We start from the raw sequence: 20180 nt of genomic DNA, 5'->3' as shown, positions 1-20180 counted from the left end.
CCCCTACTTCTTTGCCGCTACTCCACATTCTGCCATGTCTCCGCAGCTCCTAGCAGTTCGGCAGAGTTGTCTCCCGAACTTATTCGGCCTCCGCTATCGCTTCCAGGAGTTCATCATCATCGATTTCCCAGCAAGCGATTTCCTCATCATTGACCAAAATCACCGGCACGCGATCGCCAAATTCCATGGCCAAGTTCGGATCGGTATCGACGTCTTCCACCTGGAACTGCGCATTTTGGTCCCGAACTAGCGGCTCAATCTGCGCAATCACTCGGGCGCACGAACCGCACGTCTTCCTACTCATCACCGTCACAGTCACCATAACGGCCAGTCTAAAGGTCGACTGTTTCGCTTTACGACGTCCCCCTCCCCACACTTCCCCTGCAAAAGTGACTCTTCTTATCCTTGCCCCATCCGCTCCTTGAATCTCAGCGCGCAGCTTTGCCTAAAGACCGGATACTATTCAACAAGAGCTTCCGATAACGGATGTCGGTTGCATACACCGTGGAAAGAGATTTTCGTGCCGTGAGTGAGTTCAGTGCCGACAACCGCTCCCCCTTCCCCATCGACATGCTGGGTGACCTTGCGTCCTCGCAGGGTAACGTCCGCAACTTCCTCGAGCAGGTAGTTCTCGCTCCGCTCAATGACGAAGCACAGGAGGAAGCTGGTGCTGCAGCGGCTGCCAATGCACTGGAAGCTCTCGGCGAAGTCTACGACGTCGGCGGCGAAGAACTGGCTACGGGATTTCGCAGTGTAGCTGGTGCCGAAGATGCCGCTGGCGGTGCCCGTGTGCTCTCGCAGCCCATTCCAGGTGTCGAACGCGATCAGGGCGCAGCCGCTTTCTTCGATGTGGACAACACGCTTGTCCAAGGCGCATCAATCTTCCTCTTTGCCATGGGTTTGGTCGAGCGCGGCTTCATCAAGAAGCGTGATTTGGCCGGCATGATTTGGAAGCAGCTGAAATTCCGAATCTCAGGCGCGGAAAACGCTGCCGACGTAGCTAAGGCCCGTGAACAGGCATTGGAGTTTTTCGCCGGCCACGATGTGAATGAAATGGTCAAACTCGGCGAAGAAATCTTTGAAGAAAAGATCAGCGACCGCGTTTACCAGGGCACCCGCGATCTGGCGGAACTACATATCCAGGCTGGCCAAGAGGTCTGGCTGGTCACCGCCACCCCGGTGCAGCTGGCCCAGGTTATCGCTAAGCACATCGGACTGACCGGCGCCCTTGGCACGGTCGCCGAGGTCAAAGATGGCAAGTTCACTGGCCGCCTGGTAGGCGATATTCTCCACGGCCCGGGTAAGAAGCACGCGGTGGCAGCTCTGGCAGCCTCTTCCGGGTTGGACATGTCTCGCTGCACGGCATACTCAGATTCCGCCAACGACATTCCCATGCTGTCCATGGTGGGCACCGCCGTGGCCATCAACCCGGACCGCAAGTTGCGGAATTACGCCCAGAAGATGGGGTGGACTATCTACGACTATCGCCACTTTCGCTCCGCAACCTTCGCCACGATGCGGTGGCTCTCGATCGGAGCACTGCTGGCAGGAGCTGTCGGGGGCGCGGGACTCGTCGGCAAGCGACTGTGGGACGCGAACAAGGAAAGTTAAACGCTGCTAGGCGCACTCGAGAGTTAGTGACTGCGTTTATGACAAAAATGGCTCGAAAAATGGCATGAAAGTGTCATAAACTCCTACAGTTTCACATTTGCAGCCCGTAATCGGCAGCCCGTGATTAGCCCCCAACGACAAAACCCGCCCTATCTCAACGAGACCGGGCGGGTTCTGCTTTTAAAACGTGTACGCGACGCAGCACGCGCGCTCCTGCGATAACGGCAGGAATGCTGGCTTACTTGCCGAGCTTACGACGCTGCACGCGGGTACGGCGAAGCATCTTGCGGTGCTTCTTCTTCGACATGCGCTTGCGACGCTTCTTAATGACGGAACCCATCGGCTCGACCTCGCTATTCGTTGACGGAAATTTCTTTTCTTGCACAATGGCGGCGTACTCAATGCGGCCTTACAACCGCCGAGATGTCACGCCCTTTTTCCTTCCGCCTTCACAGCTAGATACTTCATGACTTGAAGACGATAGGAAACAGGGGCGCAGCACAGCACCATGTACTAATCGGATTAATCATAGCGGGGACATATGCGTTCAGGTCAAACAGCCCCGCTTAAAGGCAGAAAAAATTAACCCGCGTTGTAGAAGGAGGAGTCCAGGTATTCCTTGACTGCGGACTCATGGACGCGGAAAGAACGGCCAACGCGCACTGCCGGCAGCTCGCCAGCGTGAACCAGGCGGTAGACGGTCATCTTGGATACGCGCATGATGTCAGCAACTTCTGCAACGGTCAGAAAGGTGCCTTTATCTGCATTCTGCATTAGTAAATATTCCCTTCAGCGCACGCGACGCGCTGCAGGCTTCCCCTCCTGCAGAAAATCGTGACACGCACGTGCTTTTCATATCCTACCGGTAGGCAAGGTGCCGGTGCGATTTTTGATAAAAAATAGGGGCATTGGCGAATGGTGTGACAGTTGTGACTAACCCATCGTCCCTGCGTATCGGATTAGCTACTGCCGCTGACCATTTCCAATGCCCCAAATATTGGGGTTACTTGTACACCCGCCTCTACTCGGCGAAATGCTTATTTACCCATCTCGTTGGCCTTGTCATAGCAAGCCTGCAGCGCACGATGCACCGCGCGACGAATGCCTTCTTCCTCGAAAACTCGGGTGGCCGCAGCGGTTGTACCGCCCGGAGAGGTGACATCGGCACGCAACGCAGTCGGGTCCGCGCCTTCCTGCATCATCATCTCGGCTGCACCAGCAGCCGTAGCCGACGCCAGACGCTTAGCCTGATCACGCTTGAGGCCCAGATTCACACCCGCGTCGGTCATCGCCTCGACGAACTGGAAGAAGTAAGCCGGACCGGAGCCCGAGACTGCAGTGACTGCAGACATCAGCGACTCATCGACAACCTCAACGCTGCCGACCTTCTTCAACAGTTCGACAACCTCGTCGGTCTGGCTCTCCGTGACAAAGCGGCCCGGCGCGACTGCACAGACCCCCTTGCCCACCAGCATCGGGGTATTCGGCATGACGCGGATCACCGGAGTACCGACAGCACAGACGCTTTCCATCTTGTCCAGCGTGATGCCAGCCGCCATCGACACCACAATGGTGTCGACCTCAGAGTCATCGAGCACGTCGGCAATCTGCTCGAGCATGTCGATAATCAAGTACGGTTTTACGCACAAGAACACCACGTCGGCACCGTCGACGGCCCCTACTGGGTCGTCGGCATCGACAATGCCGTAGGTCTCCTTCAGACCGGCCAGGCTCTCCTTGGTGCGCCCCACCACATAAATCGAGGAGGGCGAGACACCACCGTCGATGAGACCACCGACGAGTGCGCTACCAATCTTTCCGCCACCAATTACAGCAATTCTTGTCATGGACGCTAAGTGTGCCAAAACTGGCCCACACATGCGAATGCAGGGACCGGAAAACTACGCTTCCGACCCCTGCATCAGGTGATGATTATTCTGTTGACCCCACTACAACTGGAAGAGAATCCAGGGGCCAAATGTCAGCGCCAAACCGACAAGTCCTGCGAGAATCGGTGTCAGTTTGTCCTTCTCACGGCGCAGGTAGTTCGCCATTCCCGCGAAGCCACCAGCGACCACGAGAGCCATGATGACAACCACAATCTTTGGCAGCGACGACCAGGCCATGGTGAAGCCCAGGAACACCAATGCACCAGCAATCAGACCCACGAAGACCTGGATTAGCAGCAACGGCACCGAGAGGGAATTGTCCTCGGCGTAGCCATCGCGCGCGACGGCCTTGCCCTTGGAGCTCTTGGATTCTTCACGCTTAACGACGTCCCGGGGCTCCGCCTGCTTCTCGTCAGCTGCGGCCTGGGTCGGTGTGGTCTCGACCTGTGCAGCCTCAGTGGGGGCGTCCTCGGCCTGCTCGATATCGGCCTGTGCGTCTTCTGCCTGTGCAACTTCAGGAGCGACAGCGGCTGCCACTGCCGCCTTGGAAGCGGCACCGGTATCGGCGTCAGCGTCGGCAGCCTCGAAGGTAGCGGTTTCCTGAGCAGCTTCAGCCTCAGCAAATTGTTCACCGTCGACGTCATCCGATTCAGCGGATGCCTCGGACTCTTCGTCGACATTGTCCTGGACAACCGGAATGGAGGCAGTCGGACGGTCGTCGTAAGCGTTGGAACCGGTGAGTACCGCACGAGCGACTGGCCCCGGCTCCCCAAGCTGCTGCGACTCGTCTGCCATGTCACGCAGTTCGGTGAAGGTGTAGGTAATCTCCGAACGCTCGGAGTTGACCATGACCGGACGGGGTTCCATCGGAATTGCCAATGGCACCGCAGGGGCTGCTGGCTGCGCAGTTGGTGTGCTCTGCGCGGCTTGCTCCTGCTGCGGAGCTGCCGGTGCAACCGGTGCAACCGGTTCTTCAGCAACTTCGGCAACCTCGTCAGCTTCGGCCTCAGCGACCTCGGCGTCAGCTACTTCGGCGTCAGCCTCAGCTAATTCCGACTCCTCTTCTTCCTGATCAGCAGCTTCAGCCTCGGCCTCAGCTTGAACCTCATGCTCCGACGAATCCGCCCCTTCAGCAACTACCACTGGCTCAGCGACAGCCTCCGAGTGCTCCGGAGCTTCTACCTCCGGTTCGGTTGCCTGCGCTTCTTCGGCGGCGTTGGCCGCAGCTTCGTCGGCAAGCAAATCACTCGTAGTCGTCTGATCGTCGTCTGCGTTGGAAAGAGCGTGAGCACCACGTCGCGGTTCGTCGGCCTTTACACGAGGGATTGAGCCGGTGAGCTCCTGAACAGACACACCGCCTTCTTCAAGGCTGCGTCGACGGCGGCGCCGCGGTGGTTCAGAGGGGGCTCCCTCCTTCTGCCGCCGCGCCAGCAGTTCGGCAACGGTGAGCTTTTCCTCGCTCATCTCAACCCTTTCCGTATAGGTCACTGTCCAGTCGTCGGAAGATAATGCCCTCACGCAGCGCCCAAGGACAAATCTCGACCTTCTCTAATCCCAATGCTCGCATACTAGCCTCTGCAACGAGAGCACCTGCGACAATTTGGTGAGAACGATTCGCACTAACACCCTCAAGTTCAGCACGGTCAGCCGCCGTCATGCGGGAAATAAACGCAATCAACTGGCGCAAACCAGCGGCAGTCAGAGTGCGCTTAACCCGGGGACCAGCAGCGGAAGGCGCCGCACCGGTCAGGCGAGCGAGAGTGCGGAAAGTCTTCGAGGTGGCGACAGCCAAGTCCGGCTCACCAAGCGTACGCAGATGACGAGCTGGCTCAGCGAGCTCAGCATCAATGTAATCGCGCAGCAGGTCAATCTTCTTGCGCTCCGGCGGATCGGTCTCGAACCACTCGTGGGTCAACCGTCCCGCACCGAGCAGCAGCGAGTACGCGGCCTCCGGATCTTCATCAGTACCCGACGTCAGCTCAAGAGAACCGCCACCGATATCCAGGTTGATTAGACGACCAGCAGACCAGCCGTACCAGCGCCGTACTGCCAAAAAGGTCAGACGAGCCTCATCCTCACCGGAGAGAATCTGCAGCTTAATGCCAGTTTCTTTCTCAACGTGGGCGAGAACCTCGTCCGCATTCGTGGCATCGCGAACAGCTGAAGTGGCGAAGCTAATCATCTCTTCGCACTTCATCTGCTCAACCAATTCCTTGGATTCAGCGACGTAGCCCGTCAGCTTGTCAATGCCCTTCTTGGACAGGTTGTTGTCCTTATCCAGGTACTCGACCAGCTTCATCGTCGACTTGGAATCGCTCATCGGAGTCGGATGTCCGCCCCGGCGGGCGTCCACCATCACCAAGTGGACGGTATTACTACCTACATCTAATACACCTAATCTCACTCTTAGTAGGTTAGACGGTCTACGGTGTATTGGTGTGAATCAACCCCACCCCCGCCCCGGTCGTGGACCGCAACCGTCTCCCGCTGAAGTCGCCTATGACTTTCCCCGCGAGTGGTTCGAGTTCGCCCACCCGGAGGACCCAGAACATATCATCACCTGCGACCTAACCTGGTTGATGAGCTCCTATCAATGCGCTTTCGGCACCTCCGCTTGCCAGGGCATCGACTCCGCGAACGCGGATGTCGGATGCTGTGGCCATGGCGCCTTTATCACCGACGAAGAAGACCGCGAGAGGGTTATTGACGTCGTAAAGCGAATGGAAGGCGACTCCGCAGAGCCCCAGTGGTGGCAGAACCGCCCCGAACAAACTCTGAAGTGGCTTGAAACCTACGAAACCGACCCCTCCGAACCGTTGGAACCGTGGTTAGTGTGGGACGAGCTTGACGACGAAAACGGAGAGCCTGAGCCTGCTCTGAAAACGAAGGTCGTGAAGAATGCCTGCATTTTTGCCAACCGTGACGGATGGCGCAATGGTGCGGGCTGTGCCATCCACCAATGGGCGATGGCCAACGACATTGACCCCGTAAAGGTCAAGCCGGATGTGTGTTGGCAGGTGCCGCTGCGCCGACTGGAGGACTGGGAGGAACGCCCGGACGGCCAGGAGATTCTGCGCACGACCATTACCGAATACGATCGTCGTGCCTGGGGCGATGGCGGCGAGGACTTTGAATGGTTCTGCACGGGCGCGCCGGCCACACATACCGGTGGCGAGCCGGTGTGGCGCACGCACAAGTCCGAGCTAATAGAGCTCATCGGCGAAGAGTGCTACGAAATTCTGGCGGAGCACTGCCGTGCCCGAGAAATAGCGGGCGCGGCCAAGGCTTTCGGGCCGAGTGGCTACCCACTGCTGGCGATTCACCCGGCCACACGCGCAGCGGCCGAGGGGCTGGCGCCGGACGAGGTTTAAGTCGGGGTTTCTCAGACCGACGGCGGAGATTGTCGGCAGCAGTCTGCTGAGCTAGTCCTCGAACTTGTAACCCAAGCCGCGAACGGTGACCAGGAACTCCGGCGAGGAAGGATTGCGCTCGATCTTGGAGCGCAGGCGCTTGATGTGTACGTCCAGCGTCTTGGTGTCGCCGACGTAGTCGGAGCCCCAGACGCGGTCGATGAGCTGGCCACGGGTTAGCACACGACCACGGTTGCGCAGCAAGTACTCCAGCAGGTCGAATTCCTTGAGCGGCATTGCGACATCATCGCCGTCAACGGTGACTACATGGCGCTCGACGTCCAGCACGACCGGGCCGCCGCGCAAGACCTCCTCGTAGATATCCTCGACATCGTCGGAGTCGTCGTGGCGACCGCGGCGCAGCACAGCCCGGATACGGGCAATAAGTTCCCGAGAGGAATACGGCTTGGTCACATAGTCATCCGCACCAATTTCGAGGCCGACGACCTTGTCAATCTCAGTGTCACGGGCGGTCACCATAATCACTGGGACAGAGGACTTTAAGCGGATGTTTTTGCAGACCTCGGTGCCACTCATACCTGGCAGCATGAGGTCCAGCAGCACAATGTCCGGTTCTGCCTTGGAGAATTCTGCAAGTGCTTCCTGGCCGTCAGCGGCCATCCGCACCTCGAATCCTTCGCGCTGCAGCAGAAACGCAAGCGGCTCCGCCAAAGCCGTCTCGTCTTCGACAATAAGTACCTCAGTCACGGATTACTTCATTCCTTCCTTGGAATCCTTGTTCTGGGAATCCTTATCCTTGCCACGGGTTTTGCCCGTACCGCGCTGCGCGTTTTTCTTAGCCGCAATTTTACCCGCAGGCTGGGTGTGGCCGATTGGCAAACGTGCAGATACATCGCCATCATTCGACGCGGAACCGTTCTTTTCCATCAGCGGGAGCTCAATGGTGAAGGTCGATCCTGTGCCCAGCCGACTCCACAGCTTCACGGTTCCCTTGTGATTCGCTGCGACGTGCTTAACAATTGCCAAGCCCAGACCGGTACCGCCTGTCGCCCGCGAGCGTGCCTTATCCGCACGGAAGAAGCGCTCGAAGATACGCTTCTGATTCGCCTGGGAAATGCCGATACCGCGGTCAGTGACGCGGATAGCGACGGTGTCGTTATCCTCCTTGACCGCAGTCACAGATACAGGCGTGGCCTCTGGCGAGTAGTTGATCGCATTTGAAATCAGGTTGGACACCGCGGTGATCAGCAGGCTGCGTTCACCTTCAACCACCAAATCCGGCTCACAGTCAACGGTGATTTCAATACCCGCCTGCTCCGAGAGCATCTGGTTACGACGCACAGCTCCTTGGACAATCTCTTCAACCTTCACGGGAGACATGTCCGGCAGCGGCTCTGCCCCCTGCAGCTTCGACAGCGAGATGAGTTCCGTAATCATGGTCGACATCCGCTTGGACTCCTGCGTCAGGCTCTCACTAAAGTGACGCACGGCAACCGGGTCGTCGGTAGCTTCATTCAGCGCCTCGACCAAGAGGCTGATGGCCCCCACCGGAGTCTTGAGCTCGTGGGAAACGTTAGCCACAAAGTCACGTCGCGCGGCCTCCATACGGGCCTGTTCGGAGACATCCGCCGCATAAATCACCACAAAACGGTCGTCCACCAGTGACAACGGAGTTAGCTGACAGCGGACAATTGTGTCCGGCGCCCCCGCCCGGCGCGACGGCAGCACCAGCGTTAGCTCCTGGTCCTCCTGCGAGTCAAAGACCTTGAGCGCAGCTTCCCAGCCCACGTCATTGAGGCGGCGCTCATAGACCAGCCCTAACTTGTGCGCCATGGAGTTCGACAAAATCAAATCACGTGAGATGTCAACGACCACCACACCCGTCGGAGACTTCTGAATGGCCAGGTGCATGACCTGCGCCATGGTGGTTATTGAACTTTCCTCGTCGCTCTTCTGACGCCGAGCGGCGTTATAGGCACCCGAGACAACTCCACCAAGAATCAGCACAGCTGCCATAACCGCAGCACCTAATAGAGCGGCGATAATGATTTTTGACACGGGTCTTACCCTAAGCTCTTTTCACAATCCGCGCGCGCTGAAAATCAGTGCGCTAGCTAGCTCTAAATAGACCAAGGAGCACAGCCCCACTTGGCTGCGCCCCTTATCGGCCTATCAAACACCTACATTTTTACTTGTTGCCCTGAGCAGCAACAGCAGCAGCACCTGCAGCTGCAGCTTCCGGATCCAGGTAGGTGCCACCCGGGTTCAAAACCTTGCCCTCAGCATCAAAGTCGTAAACCAGCGGGATACCGGTCGGGATGTTCAGAGCGGCAATGTCCTCGTCCGAGATGTTGTCCAGGTGCTTGACCAGTGCACGCAGGGAGTTACCGTGAGCTGCCACCATGACAGTCTCACCGGCCTTCAGACGCGGCAGGATTTCCTCTTCAAAGTAAGGAATGAAACGCTTCACGACGTCCAGGAGGCACTCCGTGCGCGGAACCTCATCCAGGTTGGCGTAACGCGGGTCATTAGCCTGCGAGAACTCGCTGTCATCCGACAGCTCCGGCGGCGGAGTGTCGTAGGAGCGACGCCAGGACATGAACTGGTCCTCGCCGTACTTCTCCTTGGTCTCTGCCTTGTTCAGACCCTGCAGAGCACCATAGTGGCGCTCGTTCAGACGCCAGTCACGGATAACCGGAATCCACAACAGGTCAGCGGTATCCAGGGCAATGTGTGCGGTGTTAATTGCGCGACGCAGCAGCGACGTGTAGAGAACCTGCGGCTTCAGGCCTGCCTCTACGAGCATCTCACCGGCACGTACTGCCTCAGCGCGGCCCTTGTCGGTCAGTGCAACGTCGACCCAGCCCGTGAACTGGTTGGATGCGTTCCACTCACTCTGGCCATGACGGACAAGAATCAGTTTTCCATTGCTCATACCCCTAATTGTGCCCCAAAACGGGAAAGCCCGCCGTTCGTTGCCCCGCTATGTGGGTTGCTACCCCCCGGCTACTCAACCATGTGGCGGAACTGCTCCAGATTGGCCAGGTTTTCCCCACGGTCAACCCGCCACTCCCACTCACGCTTAATTGCCGATGCAAAGCCGCGTTCGAGGATCTGGTTGAAGTCCCCATCGGCCGTCTCCAGCAGCTGACCGAGGAGACGGTCGAAGTCATCGTCGGAAAGCTCAGCGGGCAGTTGACCGACCAGGTAGATGTCGCCGGCGGCATCGATGGTGTAACCGATGCCGAACAGACGACGGTTGCGCTGTAGCAACCACTTGTAAACGGCCTCGTGGTTTTCTTCGACCGCGCGACAGACGAAGGCTTCAACACGCAGGGAGTCCGGCGCCGGGATGAGGCCGACGATAGTCTTGAGCTTCTTCTTACCAGGCAGGACCACCACGGCGGCATTGTCTGCAATACCATGCTCGACACCGAGGCGTTCCAGCTGCTCACCGAGGGATTTCAGCTGTACTTGGATGTCCGTGCTCATCGTGAATCATCTCCCTGTTTTTGTGGTTACGGCCCTGGCGATACTGAAGCTAACGAAACTTACCGGGAGCCGCCCGCATCCCGGATAGAGCCGGGACAATTTTCCTTTTGGAGTTCGGTTCGATGATAGACATCGGCCAACCGATCCACGGTCTTTTGCCAGGAAAACTCCAAGGAGTGCTCACGCGCCTGGGTGGCCAACTTAATGCGCAGCTCGTCGTCCTCCACCAGGCGACCGAGGGCATCGGCCCAGGCTGCGGGCTCGTGACCGTCGACAAGCAAACCGCTGACCCCATCGTCGACAGCGATGGAGAGCCCGCCGACATTCGCCGCGACAACGGGAGTGCCAGTGGCCTGAGCCTCCATCGCCACCAACCCGAAAGTTTCGTTGTAACTGGGCACGGCGACAATATCTGCGGCCTGGTAGAGCTTCGCCAGGTCCTGCGGCGGGCGCGGGGGCATGAAACGGACCAGGTGGTCGATCCCCTCTTCCGCGGCGAGATTGGTGAATTCGTCGGGCGCATGCAGCCCAGAACCGGAAAGTCCACCGCAGATAATCACTCGGACATTAGTGGCGGGATGGCGACGCATGAGCTCACCGACACCCCGCAGCAATACCTGCGGGCCTTTCAGCCGCTGCAGCCTACCGACGAACAAAATGACCTTAGTGTGCAACGGGATGCCCAGCTCACGACGGGACCGCTCGGTGGCACGATCACTGCCCGGCGAAAAGAGCTCCACGTCCACCCCGGGCGGCACGACATTGATGCGCCACGGGTCGGCATCGTGGAGATCCGCGAGCTGCTTAGCCTCGGCATCTGTGTTGACGATGAGCCGGCACGCATTGTCCACAATCTGCTGCTCACAGATACGCCGAGACTCCGGCTCCGGCGTATCTCCCTCCGCCAGATGGAGATTCTTCACTGCCGCCAGCGTGTGCGCCGTGTGCACAAACGGAATGTCAAGCAAATCCGACAGCAGCCACCCCACCTGGCCAGAGAGCCAGTAGTGCGAATGGATCAGGTCGTATTCAATCCCCTGTTTGCGGGCGAATTCAATGACCCCACCGGCAAAGGCCGGCATCTGCGTAGCCAGGTCTGACTTCTCTAACCCCTCATAGGGACCAGCCACAATGTTGATGACGCGGAAGTTCTCACTGACCTGAATCACCGGCCCATCGCTGGAACGCGTGGCGCGGGTGAAAACATCCACCTTCACACCGCGTCGCGCCAGCTCCTCGCAGGTGCGCAGCACGTAGACATTCATGCCACCAGCGTCACCGATGCCCGGTTGCTCCAGCGGAGAGGTATGCATGGAGATCATCGCGATGCGGTTCGGCCACGCCGGGGTGTTAGAGGTGGCCGCGTCTGCGCCCGCCGTTGCCGCCGGAAATGTTTCGCTCATACTGCCCAGAGTGCCTATGCCAGGGGCAACCCCGCAAATGAGTACCTCAAATACGTGTATTGGAATTCCGGCATCGCAGTGCGACGTACGGCACAATAGAGGTCGATACCTACTACGTCGTAGGTTATTATCACCTCACGACATAGTCAGGCGATAAACAAAACTTTAGGAGGACCCCATGGCCGATACATCCAGCTCACACGCTGCAAATGACTCTGCCCCAGCTCACGGTTCCACACCCAACGCTGCGGTTTCCAAAGCCTGGCTGAACCTGTATCCGGAGTGGACCCCACCCCACATCGACTACAACTTCGACACCCTCCTAGACGTCTACCGCCACACTCTGAGCAACCACCCGCGCCGCAAGGCACTGACCTTCTTCGGTCGCTCCACCTCCTATGCCGAGCTGGATGCCAAGGTTCGCAGCGTTGCCGCCGGCCTGCGCGCACTCGGTGTACGCAAAGGCGATCGCGTGGCACTGCTCATGCCGAACTGCCCGCAGCATGTCATCGCCTACTGGGCAGTTCTGCACCTCGGCGCTGTTGCCGTAGAGCACAACCCCCTCTACACCGCCCACGAACTGCGCCACCCGTTCAACGACCACGGCGCCCGCTTTGCCATCTGCTGGGACAAGATCGTCCCCGTACTTGAAGACCTTCGCAACAACACCCCGCTCGAGACCATCATCGCGGTCAATATGCTGCAGGACCTGCCGTTTGTCATGCGCACCGCCCTGTCAATCCCGCTGCCGAAGCTCCGCGCCGCCCGCGCTAAGCTGCACTCCTCCGCACCGCAGGTCATGGGTTTTGACGCTTTGCTTCACGACGCCGTCGGCGGAGACGGCCACGACCTCCAGGCCGATGAATCCATCACTGCCGATGACACTGCAGTGATGATGTACACCTCTGGCACCACGGGATCGCCAAAGGGCGCACAGTTGAGTCACCAGGGGTTGGTAGCCAACATTCTGCAGGGCAAGGCCTGGGTGCCGGGCCTTGGCAAGGAGCGGGAAATCTCCCTCGGCATCCTGCCAATGTTCCATGCCTACGGCCTGACCATTGTCACCAACTTGTCCATGCTGATTGGCGCTGAACTGGTGCTGGTGCCGGCACCGGAGATTCCGCTGATTATGAAGGTGATGAAGAACAATCGCCCGACATGGGTGCCTGGTGTGCCGACTCTCTACGAGAAGATTGTCGAAGCCGCCGAGCGCGATAATGTCGACCTCTCCGGCGTGAAGTTCGCCTTCTGCGGTGCTGCTACCCTGCCGGTTTCCCTCGTGCAGAAGTGGGAGAAGCTCACTGGTGGTCGCCTTGTCGAAGGCTACGGCCTCACCGAAACGTCACCGATTATCGTCGGCAACCCGATGGACGGCAACCGCCGCCCGGGCTACGTTGGCCTGCCATTCCCTGACACCGAGGTCGCCATCGTTGACCCCGAAGATCCCACCAAGCTCCGCGCTGACGGCGAGGAGGGCGAGGTCATCGTCCGAGGCCCACAGGTTTTCGCCGGTTATCTCAACCTCCCGGAGGCAACGGAGAAGTCCTTCACCGATGGGCCTGCTGAGCTTCCCGCTGGCGATCGTTGGTACCGCACCGGCGATGTCGGAGTCATGGAGTCGGACGGCTTCATCAAGCTGGTTGCCCGCATCAAGGAGGTCATCATCACCGGTGGCTTCAATGTCTACCCGGCCGAGGTCGAGGAAGTACTGCTCTCCCACCCAGACATCACCGATGCCACGGTCGTCGGCCTGCCGAAGAGTGACGGCTCCGAGATGGTCGTGGCCGCGATCACCCTTGCTGACTACGCCCGACTGGATTCCGACGCCTACCGCGACCACTGCTACGACAACCTGACCCGGTACAAGGTGCCGCGCGCATTCTTCCACCTGGAGGAACTTCCTCGCGACCAGATGGGCAAGGTCCGCCGCCGCGATGTCCGCGACGTGCTGCTCACACAGCTGGAGCAGAAGGGCCAGAGCGTCGATTCGCTTTCCCACCGCAAGTCCCATTAGTTCAGGGTGGTTTTGTAGTTGGGATAGGGGCCTGAGTAGAGCGGGCTCCTATCCCTTTAAGGCGGACCCCGGCTCCCCCCCGGACTTAGTGACTAGGTTTATGACAAAAAACTGAGGGTGAATAATATTCACATGTCATAAACCTAGTCACTTTCTTTATCTCACCATTGGGAGAAAGCCCGGGAGCGCAAACTGAGGACTACCCGGCGGTTCTATCAGCCCCAGCGGCCCCGCCAGTCCCATCAGGCACGCTAGCCTCTCCAGTCCGCCCCCCACTGGCCATCAGCCACCCGCCGCGGGCCTAGTCGATGCTCACGCCGACCCACACCGGCTCGGGCACCAGGGTCACGCCGAAGGCCTTTTCCACGCCAGCGCGCACATCGCGCGCCAAAGCCACCAAGTCGGCGGCGGTCGTAGGCGTACCGTCGCCGGACTCCCCGCGGTTGGTCAGGGCAAGAGTGTGCTTAGTCGACAGTCGTGCGGGCGCACCGTCACCGGGGTAGCCCTTCGGGAACCCGGCGCGCTCGATAAGCCACGCCGCCGAGAGCTTCACGGCTCCCTCGTGGCCGGGGCCAGCGGGGAATGCGGGCATATTCGCGGCCTCATCGGCCCCACGCAGCGCGGCAACCTTTGCACGCACGGCCTCCACCGAGTTCTCCGGAATGATCGGGTTGGTAAAGAAAGAACCCGCCGACCAGGTATCGCGGTCAGCATCTTCGAGCACCATGCCCTTGCCCCGGCGCAGCTCAAGCACCTTTTCGCGCACCAACTCAGCCGGCCTGCGAATCTCGCCAGCCGCAGCCTCGGCCTCGTCGACGCCCAGGCGCCGCGCCAGTTCGCCATAGCGAAGTGGCGCGGACATGCCATCCACACTGAGCTCGAACCGCACGGCCAGCACCACTGCCCGTGCGGTGAACTTCAGGTTCGAGTAGCGGTAGGAAAGGTCGAGAGACTCCGGTTCCACCCACTCGACCGAGCCGGTTGCGCGGTCGTAAAGCTGCACCGCGTCCAGGACCTGCGACACCTCAGCACCGTAGGCGCCAACGTTTTGCACCGGTGTGGCTCCGGCCGATCCCGGAATACCCGACAGGCATTCAAGGCCACCAAAACCTGCGTCGACACTCATCGCCACGACCTCGTCCCAAACCGCACCGGCCTCGGCCTCCACGATTGCCGACACGGACTCCAACCCGTGTCCGCGAGTGCTCATGGTCACGTTGTCGGCCTCGATCACCACAGCCACCAGCGGCTCGAGGTCATCGGCTACCACCAGGTTGGATCCGCCTCCCACGATGAGGAGTGGCACGTTAGCGTCGTCAAGCGTGCGTACAACATCGACCACAGCGTCCGTCGTGCTACACCGGACGACGGCACGCGGTACCCCGCCGAGGCGGAGCGTCGTCAAATCCGCGAAAGCGGTATGCGTGCTGAGCTCCACCCCCTCTAGCCCCGCAAGCCCATCGATGGCTTCTTCCATGTCGGAGGTCAGGTGAATTGGGTTCGGCGATTGGTCGAGATTTTCCACGCCCCTAGCGTAGTGCAAATTACGTATCATCAAGCGCATGACTACGACTAACACGCACACCGTCAACTTCGACCAGCCGATTGAGAAGGTTTACGAGGCCCTCACCGACGCCGGTTTCTGGGAGAAAGTCGCAAACCGTTTCTCGGCAGCTGACGGCAAGGTGGAAAAGTTCGAGACCACCGACGCTGGCACCACCGTCGTGATTCGCCAGACCGTCTCTGCTGACAAGATTCCGGCGCAGGCGCAGAAGTTCGTTAAGTCCGGGGTCGGCATGACGCGCACGTTCGTCATCAGCCCGCTTAACGACGACGGCGCGACCTCCACCGTGACCACAGAAGCTTCGGGCGTACCGACGTCCTTCAGTGCGTCCCAGAAGCTCACCGCCCAGGGTGAAGGTTCAGTGCTGACCACCAACTCCGAGTTCGCCATCAACGTGCCGCTGCTCGGTGGCAAGCTCGAGGAGAAGGCAGCTCCGTACCTGGAACGCGTCCTCAACGCTGAGACCGCTGTGCTGGCGGACTACGTCACTAAGTAGGTTGCGCACTGGAGGGGGCACTCCGGGGCGACACCGAGGGGACGGATACCGGGCGAAGATAAGTGGTAGCGACGGAGCCGTCGTTAAGCAAGACTGGGAACCATGAGTTCTGCTAAACGCTCGTCGAGCGTCAAAGTCCTGCCCACCGTCCTCGGTGTCATCATCGTGGTGGCGCTCATTGCGATTGCCGGCGAAATCGGCGTCCGGATGTTCGTGAGCAAGGAGATTTCCGACGGCTACCGCACCTCCGCCGAAGAGCGTGGTGCGACGGTCACTGAGGACCCCAAGGTTTCTTTCGGCACCCGCCCGATGCTGCTCGCCTTGGCCACGAAGTCCGTGCCCTCGATGGATCTGTCCACTCCGAACACACTGGAGGTCAAGAACCCGGAGGCGCTGGGTGGCGCACCGGAGATCAACGGTGACCCGGCAGCGGAAGTGCACCTGGAAAACGTGGATCTGAGCAATCGTGCGGATCCGACCGCAGAGTCGCTGCGAGTAGACGTCACAATCCCACCTCAACTGCTGCAGGCGCTAATTAACCGGGAAAGCGGTGTACGCGCTTCCACAATCACGCCGTTGCCGGACGAAGGCCTGTTCAACATTGAATTCGCCTCCGGATTTGCGACCTCCAAATTCCGCCCGATTGCCAACGGCGGCCATATCGAAATCAACTTGGAGGGCGGCTCAATCCTCGGCTTAAACCTCGATGGCCTGGCCGGCTGGCTGGGAGAAGCGAGCGGTACGCTGTTGAGCTACGACATCGGCCACGGTATGCAGGTGGAGGAAGCCCACGTCACCGGGGAGGGCCTGGCGTTGACGCTGACGGGCGCAAATCTGCCTTTGTCGACCGTGAGCGAACTTACCTTTAGCTAGCAGGTAAGATACCGAGAATGACTCGCTCTCTCATCACCGCAAACAGCGGTACTCCCACCGAGCGCCAGTACATCTTCTCGCTCGGCTGTCCAGACCGTACCGGTATCGTTTCCACCCTGTCGACCTTCCTGTCCGACATTGGTGCGTGGATTACCGAGGCGGACTTCTTCTCCGACCCGGAGACCGGATGGTTTTTCACTCGCCAGGCGGTCCGCGCCGACGCTCTCGACCTGACGGTAGAAGAGCTGCGCGAGAAGTTCGCTGAGCTCGTCGGTGATTGGGGCCCTGAGGTCCGCTGGAAGGTCACCGACAACGCTGTCCCGAAGCGCGCTGTCATCCTGGTGACCAAGGAAGGCCACTGCCTGCAGGATCTGCTCGGCCGCGTCGCACAGTCCGACTATCCGATGGAAATCGCTGCAGTAATTGGTAACCACCGCGATCTGGAGCCACTGGTCGCAGCGTATGACATTCCCTTCCACCACGTGCCCTTCCCCAAGGATGCCGTCGGAAAGCGTAAGGCATTCGATGAGGTCGCCGAGATTGTCGATGCCGAAAACCCGGATGCCATTGTGCTCGCACGTTTCATGCAGATTCTGCCGCCGGATCTGTGCGAAAAGTGGGAAGGCCGCGCGATCAATATCCACCACAGCTTCCTGCCGTCGTTCATGGGCGCGCGCCCGTACCTGCAGGCTTATCGACGTGGTGTGAAGCTCATCGGTGCCACCTGCCACTACGCCACTGAGGACCTCGACGACGGCCCGATTATTGAGCAGGACGTCATGCGTGTCTCCCACAAGTACACCGCTGCGGACATGCAGCGTGAGGGCCGCGATGCGGAGAAGCAGGTCCTCGCCCGCGGTTTGCGCTGGCACCTGGAGGACCGTGTGCAGGTCTACGGCAACCGCACCGTGGTGTTCCAGTAGGTTTTCGGGGAGCCAGACCTATCCCTATCCCCTCCCCCAGAAAGAAAGTGTCTGGGTTTATGACAAAATCACCGGGTTTTTCACCCAGAAACTGTCATAAACCCAGACACTTTCTCAGTTGTGCGGGCTAACACCCGCCCTGGACTAACACCCGCCCGGGACTAATAACCGCCCTGTGCGTTCGACAAAATGTCCTTGATCTGTGGGCGAACATCCAACCAGTAAATCCCCGTGATGACTAGTCCGGCAATCAGCGGGATGCCCAGCATTGCCCAGCCCAGCCACGGCAGGAGTAGGAAGATAGCCGAACCGACCAGCATGCCGGCCCAGACGTTGCGGCTCTTGCGGTCTGCAGCGTCAAAGGCATCCGCGCGGGTGGTGATGACAAGCACCGCACCGATTAGCGCCAAGATGCCGATGACAAACGGAATGGCGAACTGAAACAGGACGTCCACATAGACGGAAATTGCCATCAGCGGCGAATCCGCAAGACTGGGCAAAGATGGTAACAGGCGCACCGGGGGAACAACTCCTTTAACAGGGATGCATTGCTTTTTACATGCTAACGCACACGGTCTGATGTGCTGGGTTGTGCTGCTAAATAGCCCCAAACACCAAGGTCGACAGGGTGTAAATAGCCAAACCGGCCAGTGATCCGACAACAGTGCCGTTAACGCGAATGAACTGCAGATCGCGACCGACCATCAGTTCAATCTTGTCGGAAGCCTCATCGGCGTCCCAACGCTCGACGGTCTCGGAAATGATCGAGGTAATCTCGCCCGCGTAGTTCTCAGCGATGAAGACGACAGCCGCTTCCAGACGGCGGTCCATTCGTTTGCGCAACTCAGGATCGGACTGGATTCGCTCGCCGTAGCGGGCGGCCGTTTCCGAGACCTTCCGACGGAGCAGGGAGTCCGGGTCGCGGGCAGCGTCGACAAGCTTTGCGGATGTTGATGCCCAAATCTTCGCCGGTGCCTGTGTGACAGCGGCGGACGAAAGAATGTCAGTCTTAATTTCTTCGACCTTGGCGATGGTCTTCTCGTCGTTCTGCAAATCAACGGCGAGCTGCGTGAGGAAGCGGTGGAGCGCCAGGCGCGCGTCGTGCTTAGGGTCATGCTGCACCTGCCAGGTCCAATCAACCAGCTCGCGATAGACCTTGTCGCCGATGAGATCGTTGACAAAGCTCGGTGCCCAGGAGGGGGCGCGCTCTCCGACGAGTCGGTCGATAAGATTCTGCGAGCCCAGCGACTTCCGGTGCAGCCACTCAGCCATCTGCTGGACAATAGGCTCGGTGCGCCCTTCTTCGATCAGCTGCTCGAGAACCTTACCCGCTGGTGGCCCCCACTCCGGGGCTGCAACTTCGTCGATGACTGCTGACTTCAGCACTGCGGCGGCATCGTCAGGATTAATCGCCTCCAGCACATTTCCGGTGAACTTACCGACCTCTGCGGACACTTTGTCGGCGTTTCCCGGCGCTACCAGCCATTCGCCGATACGCTCAGGAATCTCGGCCTTACGCACCTTGTCCACAATCAAAGCGGGGTTCAGGAAGTTATCACCGACGAACTGCGCCAGGGACTCACCGACCTGGTCCTTCTTGCGACGGACGATAGCGGTGTGTGGGATAGGAATGCCGAGCGGGTGGCGGAACAGAGCTACGACTGCGAACCAGTCGGCGAGGGCACCGACCATGCCAGCCTCAGAAGCAGCGCGAACGTAGCCCACCCACGCGGGCACAACTTCGCCTGCGGATAAGTGTGAAGACTCAATACCGCGGCATGTGAAATACACAGCGGTTGCGATGACCAGCAGCATCGTAGCGAAGGCCTTAGCCTTACGCAGTTGCGCACGTTTTTCCGCCTCAACCTCTGGTGATGGCCCGGGAACTTCGAGACGGTCCGAGACCGTATCTACAGCTGCCGGGAGCTTAGCGGGGTTGTTATTCATGTGTATAGATTAGGCGCCGAAAACGCGAAAATGCCACCGCGCCGCAGTCCGCTGTTGGTGAGAGAGGTACTTCTCAATACTTCCCTACCCCAGCGCACTGTGCACAGTGGCATCAACTGTGGAGGTGCTAGTTCAAAAGGCTAGCGTTGCATCCGCCTAGAGGCGAGCCCCTTTAAACTGGGGCAAGCCTTTAGTGGTGAGTGCCGAATTCCTTTCGGTAAGCCTTGTAGTCACGACGACCGATGGAGATGCAGGCCAGACCCGCAATAACCATAACCAGTCCGACTACCAGGCCAGCCCACATGAACACGCTGCCGTCGAAGTTCCAACCACCGGTGTAGTCGGTGTAGTTGGCGGCATCCTTAGCCAGGAAACCGTTGCTGTGAGAGGCAGCAGTCTGGTCGGCAAAAACGGTCGTTGCGAGACCGAAAATGAAGGTGCCCCAAGCCGCCAGAGAGGCGAGCATGAGTCCCATGCCAATCCAGGTAATGCTCTTGTGAAGCGAGGAGTATTCGGCATTCATGCTCTGAGGCACGTAACCGTCGACGAAGTGCTCTTCGCCCTGGTAACGCTTGACTGCATTCGCCATAATCTATG

21 protein-coding genes are annotated in these 20180 nt (G+C 59.4%); 6 read left to right on the top strand and 15 right to left on the bottom strand.

Annotation, left to right across the window (positions count from 1 at the left end; all coding sequences use genetic code 11):
• Positions 1–79 precede the first annotated feature (79 nt).
• Complete coding sequence (locus HMPREF1206_RS03385) at positions 80–322, bottom strand: glutaredoxin family protein (RefSeq protein ID WP_016421985.1); 243 nt, start codon at positions 320–322, stop codon at positions 80–82.
• Positions 323–486: 164 nt separating this feature from the next.
• Here HMPREF1206_RS03385 and HMPREF1206_RS03380 point away from each other — a divergent pair, with 164 nt between their 5' ends.
• On the top strand, positions 487–1611 hold the full coding sequence (locus tag HMPREF1206_RS03380) for an HAD family phosphatase (RefSeq protein WP_016421984.1): 1125 nt from the start codon (positions 487–489) through the stop codon (positions 1609–1611).
• 238 nt (positions 1612–1849) lie between these two features.
• Here the strand turns inward: HMPREF1206_RS03380 and HMPREF1206_RS10925 are convergent, their stop codons facing one another.
• From HMPREF1206_RS10925 to HMPREF1206_RS03360, 5 genes are all read right to left on the bottom strand, one after another.
• Positions 1850–1951: a 30S ribosomal protein bS22 gene (locus HMPREF1206_RS10925; protein WP_003855542.1), complete on the bottom strand. Its 102-nt coding sequence runs from the start codon at positions 1949–1951 to the stop codon at positions 1850–1852.
• Positions 1952–2193: 242 nt separating this feature from the next.
• Entirely contained in the window at positions 2194–2385 is a 192-nt protein-coding gene (locus tag HMPREF1206_RS03375; RefSeq protein ID WP_005509751.1) for a helix-turn-helix domain-containing protein, read from the bottom strand.
• A 263-nt stretch (positions 2386–2648) separates the two neighbouring features.
• A complete protein-coding gene (proC, locus tag HMPREF1206_RS03370; RefSeq protein ID WP_016421983.1) occupies positions 2649–3458 on the bottom strand; it encodes a pyrroline-5-carboxylate reductase in 810 nt (269 codons plus the stop codon).
• A gap of 102 nt (positions 3459–3560) precedes the next feature.
• Positions 3561–4964, bottom strand: a complete 1404-nt coding sequence (locus HMPREF1206_RS03365) for a hypothetical protein (protein ID WP_016421982.1) — start codon at positions 4962–4964, stop codon at positions 3561–3563.
• 1 nt (position 4965) lies between these two features.
• Positions 4966–5904: a Ppx/GppA phosphatase family protein gene (locus HMPREF1206_RS03360; protein WP_161798518.1), complete on the bottom strand. Its 939-nt coding sequence runs from the start codon at positions 5902–5904 to the stop codon at positions 4966–4968.
• Positions 5905–5938: 34 nt separating this feature from the next.
• Between HMPREF1206_RS03360 and HMPREF1206_RS03355 the strand changes: the two genes are divergently transcribed.
• Positions 5939–6871, top strand: a complete 933-nt coding sequence (locus tag HMPREF1206_RS03355; protein WP_016421980.1) for a hypothetical protein — start codon at positions 5939–5941, stop codon at positions 6869–6871.
• 51 nt (positions 6872–6922) lie between these two features.
• Here the strand turns inward: HMPREF1206_RS03355 and HMPREF1206_RS03350 are convergent, their stop codons facing one another.
• From HMPREF1206_RS03350 to mshA, 5 genes are all read right to left on the bottom strand, one after another.
• Positions 6923–7618, bottom strand: a complete 696-nt coding sequence (locus tag HMPREF1206_RS03350; protein WP_016421979.1) for a response regulator transcription factor — start codon at positions 7616–7618, stop codon at positions 6923–6925.
• Between the two features lie 3 nt (positions 7619–7621).
• On the bottom strand, positions 7622–8929 hold the full coding sequence (locus HMPREF1206_RS03345; protein WP_016421978.1) for a cell wall metabolism sensor histidine kinase WalK: 1308 nt from the start codon (positions 8927–8929) through the stop codon (positions 7622–7624).
• A 130-nt stretch (positions 8930–9059) separates the two neighbouring features.
• The gene (locus HMPREF1206_RS03340) at positions 9060–9806 is read right to left on the bottom strand and encodes a phosphoglyceromutase (RefSeq protein WP_016421977.1); all 747 of its coding nucleotides are present in this window, start codon (positions 9804–9806) and stop codon (positions 9060–9062) included.
• Between the two features lie 71 nt (positions 9807–9877).
• Complete coding sequence (locus HMPREF1206_RS03335; RefSeq protein WP_016421976.1) at positions 9878–10363, bottom strand: YbjN domain-containing protein; 486 nt, start codon at positions 10361–10363, stop codon at positions 9878–9880.
• Between the two features lie 59 nt (positions 10364–10422).
• Positions 10423–11685 carry a D-inositol-3-phosphate glycosyltransferase gene (gene mshA, locus HMPREF1206_RS03330; RefSeq protein WP_172620248.1) on the bottom strand — a complete coding sequence of 421 codons (1263 nt, stop codon included), beginning with the start codon at positions 11683–11685 and terminating at the stop codon, positions 10423–10425.
• Positions 11686–11944: 259 nt separating this feature from the next.
• Between mshA and HMPREF1206_RS03325 the strand changes: the two genes are divergently transcribed.
• On the top strand, positions 11945–13780 hold the full coding sequence (locus HMPREF1206_RS03325; RefSeq protein WP_016421974.1) for a long-chain-fatty-acid--CoA ligase: 1836 nt from the start codon (positions 11945–11947) through the stop codon (positions 13778–13780).
• A gap of 301 nt (positions 13781–14081) precedes the next feature.
• On the opposite strand, the gene HMPREF1206_RS03320 is transcribed toward HMPREF1206_RS03325, so the two are convergent.
• Entirely contained in the window at positions 14082–15257 is a 1176-nt protein-coding gene (locus HMPREF1206_RS03320) for a UDP-N-acetylmuramate dehydrogenase (protein WP_042389087.1), read from the bottom strand.
• A gap of 85 nt (positions 15258–15342) precedes the next feature.
• Here HMPREF1206_RS03320 and HMPREF1206_RS03315 point away from each other — a divergent pair, with 85 nt between their 5' ends.
• The 3 genes from HMPREF1206_RS03315 (at position 15343) to purU (ending at position 17636) form a co-directional block, all read left to right on the top strand.
• The gene (locus HMPREF1206_RS03315; RefSeq protein WP_016421972.1) at positions 15343–15840 is read left to right on the top strand and encodes a DUF2505 domain-containing protein; all 498 of its coding nucleotides are present in this window, start codon (positions 15343–15345) and stop codon (positions 15838–15840) included.
• 102 nt (positions 15841–15942) lie between these two features.
• Positions 15943–16713 (top strand): LmeA family phospholipid-binding protein, encoded by a 771-nt coding sequence (locus HMPREF1206_RS03310; RefSeq protein ID WP_016421971.1) that lies wholly within the window; start codon positions 15943–15945, stop codon positions 16711–16713.
• A gap of 17 nt (positions 16714–16730) precedes the next feature.
• A complete protein-coding gene (gene purU, locus HMPREF1206_RS03305) occupies positions 16731–17636 on the top strand; it encodes a formyltetrahydrofolate deformylase (RefSeq protein ID WP_016421970.1) in 906 nt (301 codons plus the stop codon).
• Between the two features lie 161 nt (positions 17637–17797).
• Here purU and HMPREF1206_RS03300 read toward each other — a convergent pair whose 3' ends face one another.
• The 3 genes from HMPREF1206_RS03300 to HMPREF1206_RS03290 all read right to left on the bottom strand — a co-directional run bounded on the left by HMPREF1206_RS03300 (position 17798) and on the right by HMPREF1206_RS03290 (position 20172).
• On the bottom strand, positions 17798–18154 hold the full coding sequence (locus HMPREF1206_RS03300; RefSeq protein WP_016421969.1) for a DUF2516 family protein: 357 nt from the start codon (positions 18152–18154) through the stop codon (positions 17798–17800).
• A gap of 79 nt (positions 18155–18233) precedes the next feature.
• On the bottom strand, positions 18234–19583 hold the full coding sequence (locus tag HMPREF1206_RS03295; protein ID WP_016421968.1) for a DUF445 domain-containing protein: 1350 nt from the start codon (positions 19581–19583) through the stop codon (positions 18234–18236).
• A gap of 190 nt (positions 19584–19773) precedes the next feature.
• Positions 19774–20172 carry a hypothetical protein gene (locus HMPREF1206_RS03290; protein WP_016421967.1) on the bottom strand — a complete coding sequence of 133 codons (399 nt, stop codon included), beginning with the start codon at positions 20170–20172 and terminating at the stop codon, positions 19774–19776.
• Positions 20173–20180 lie beyond the last annotated feature (8 nt).

The organism is Corynebacterium sp. HFH0082 (assembly GCF_000411235.1).
Classification (GTDB): Bacteria; Actinomycetota; Actinomycetes; order Mycobacteriales; family Mycobacteriaceae; genus Corynebacterium; species Corynebacterium jeikeium_D.
The sequence above is the reverse complement of the archived record's forward strand: the minus strand, read 5'-3'. Positions and strand labels throughout refer to the sequence as shown.

What these genes read in the sequence shown, in the direction of transcription:
- HMPREF1206_RS03385 (WP_016421985.1), bottom strand. Translation starts at nt 322, where the DNA reads ATGGTGACTGTGACGGTGATGAGTAGGAAGACGTGCGGTTCGTGCGCC.
- HMPREF1206_RS03325 (WP_016421974.1), top strand. Translation starts at nt 11,945, where the DNA reads ATGGCCGATACATCCAGCTCACACGCTGCAAATGACTCTGCCCCAGCT.
- HMPREF1206_RS03365 (WP_016421982.1), bottom strand. Translation starts at nt 4,964, where the DNA reads ATGAGCGAGGAAAAGCTCACCGTTGCCGAACTGCTGGCGCGGCGGCAG.
- HMPREF1206_RS03290 (WP_016421967.1), bottom strand. Translation starts at nt 20,172, where the DNA reads ATGGCGAATGCAGTCAAGCGTTACCAGGGCGAAGAGCACTTCGTCGAC.
- mshA (WP_172620248.1), bottom strand. Translation starts at nt 11,685, where the DNA reads ATGATCTCCATGCATACCTCTCCGCTGGAGCAACCGGGCATCGGTGAC.
- HMPREF1206_RS03380 (WP_016421984.1), top strand. Translation starts at nt 487, where the DNA reads ATGTCGGTTGCATACACCGTGGAAAGAGATTTTCGTGCCGTGAGTGAG.
- HMPREF1206_RS03320 (WP_042389087.1), bottom strand. Translation starts at nt 15,257, where the DNA reads ATGGAAGAAGCCATCGATGGGCTTGCGGGGCTAGAGGGGGTGGAGCTC.
- HMPREF1206_RS03315 (WP_016421972.1), top strand. Translation starts at nt 15,343, where the DNA reads ATGACTACGACTAACACGCACACCGTCAACTTCGACCAGCCGATTGAG.
- HMPREF1206_RS10925 (WP_003855542.1), bottom strand. Translation starts at nt 1,951, where the DNA reads ATGGGTTCCGTCATTAAGAAGCGTCGCAAGCGCATGTCGAAGAAGAAG.
- purU (WP_016421970.1), top strand. Translation starts at nt 16,731, where the DNA reads ATGACTCGCTCTCTCATCACCGCAAACAGCGGTACTCCCACCGAGCGC.
- proC (WP_016421983.1), bottom strand. Translation starts at nt 3,458, where the DNA reads ATGACAAGAATTGCTGTAATTGGTGGCGGAAAGATTGGTAGCGCACTC.
- HMPREF1206_RS03335 (WP_016421976.1), bottom strand. Translation starts at nt 10,363, where the DNA reads ATGAGCACGGACATCCAAGTACAGCTGAAATCCCTCGGTGAGCAGCTG.
- HMPREF1206_RS03340 (WP_016421977.1), bottom strand. Translation starts at nt 9,806, where the DNA reads ATGAGCAATGGAAAACTGATTCTTGTCCGTCATGGCCAGAGTGAGTGG.
- HMPREF1206_RS03295 (WP_016421968.1), bottom strand. Translation starts at nt 19,583, where the DNA reads ATGAATAACAACCCCGCTAAGCTCCCGGCAGCTGTAGATACGGTCTCG.
- HMPREF1206_RS03310 (WP_016421971.1), top strand. Translation starts at nt 15,943, where the DNA reads ATGAGTTCTGCTAAACGCTCGTCGAGCGTCAAAGTCCTGCCCACCGTC.
- HMPREF1206_RS03375 (WP_005509751.1), bottom strand. Translation starts at nt 2,385, where the DNA reads ATGCAGAATGCAGATAAAGGCACCTTTCTGACCGTTGCAGAAGTTGCT.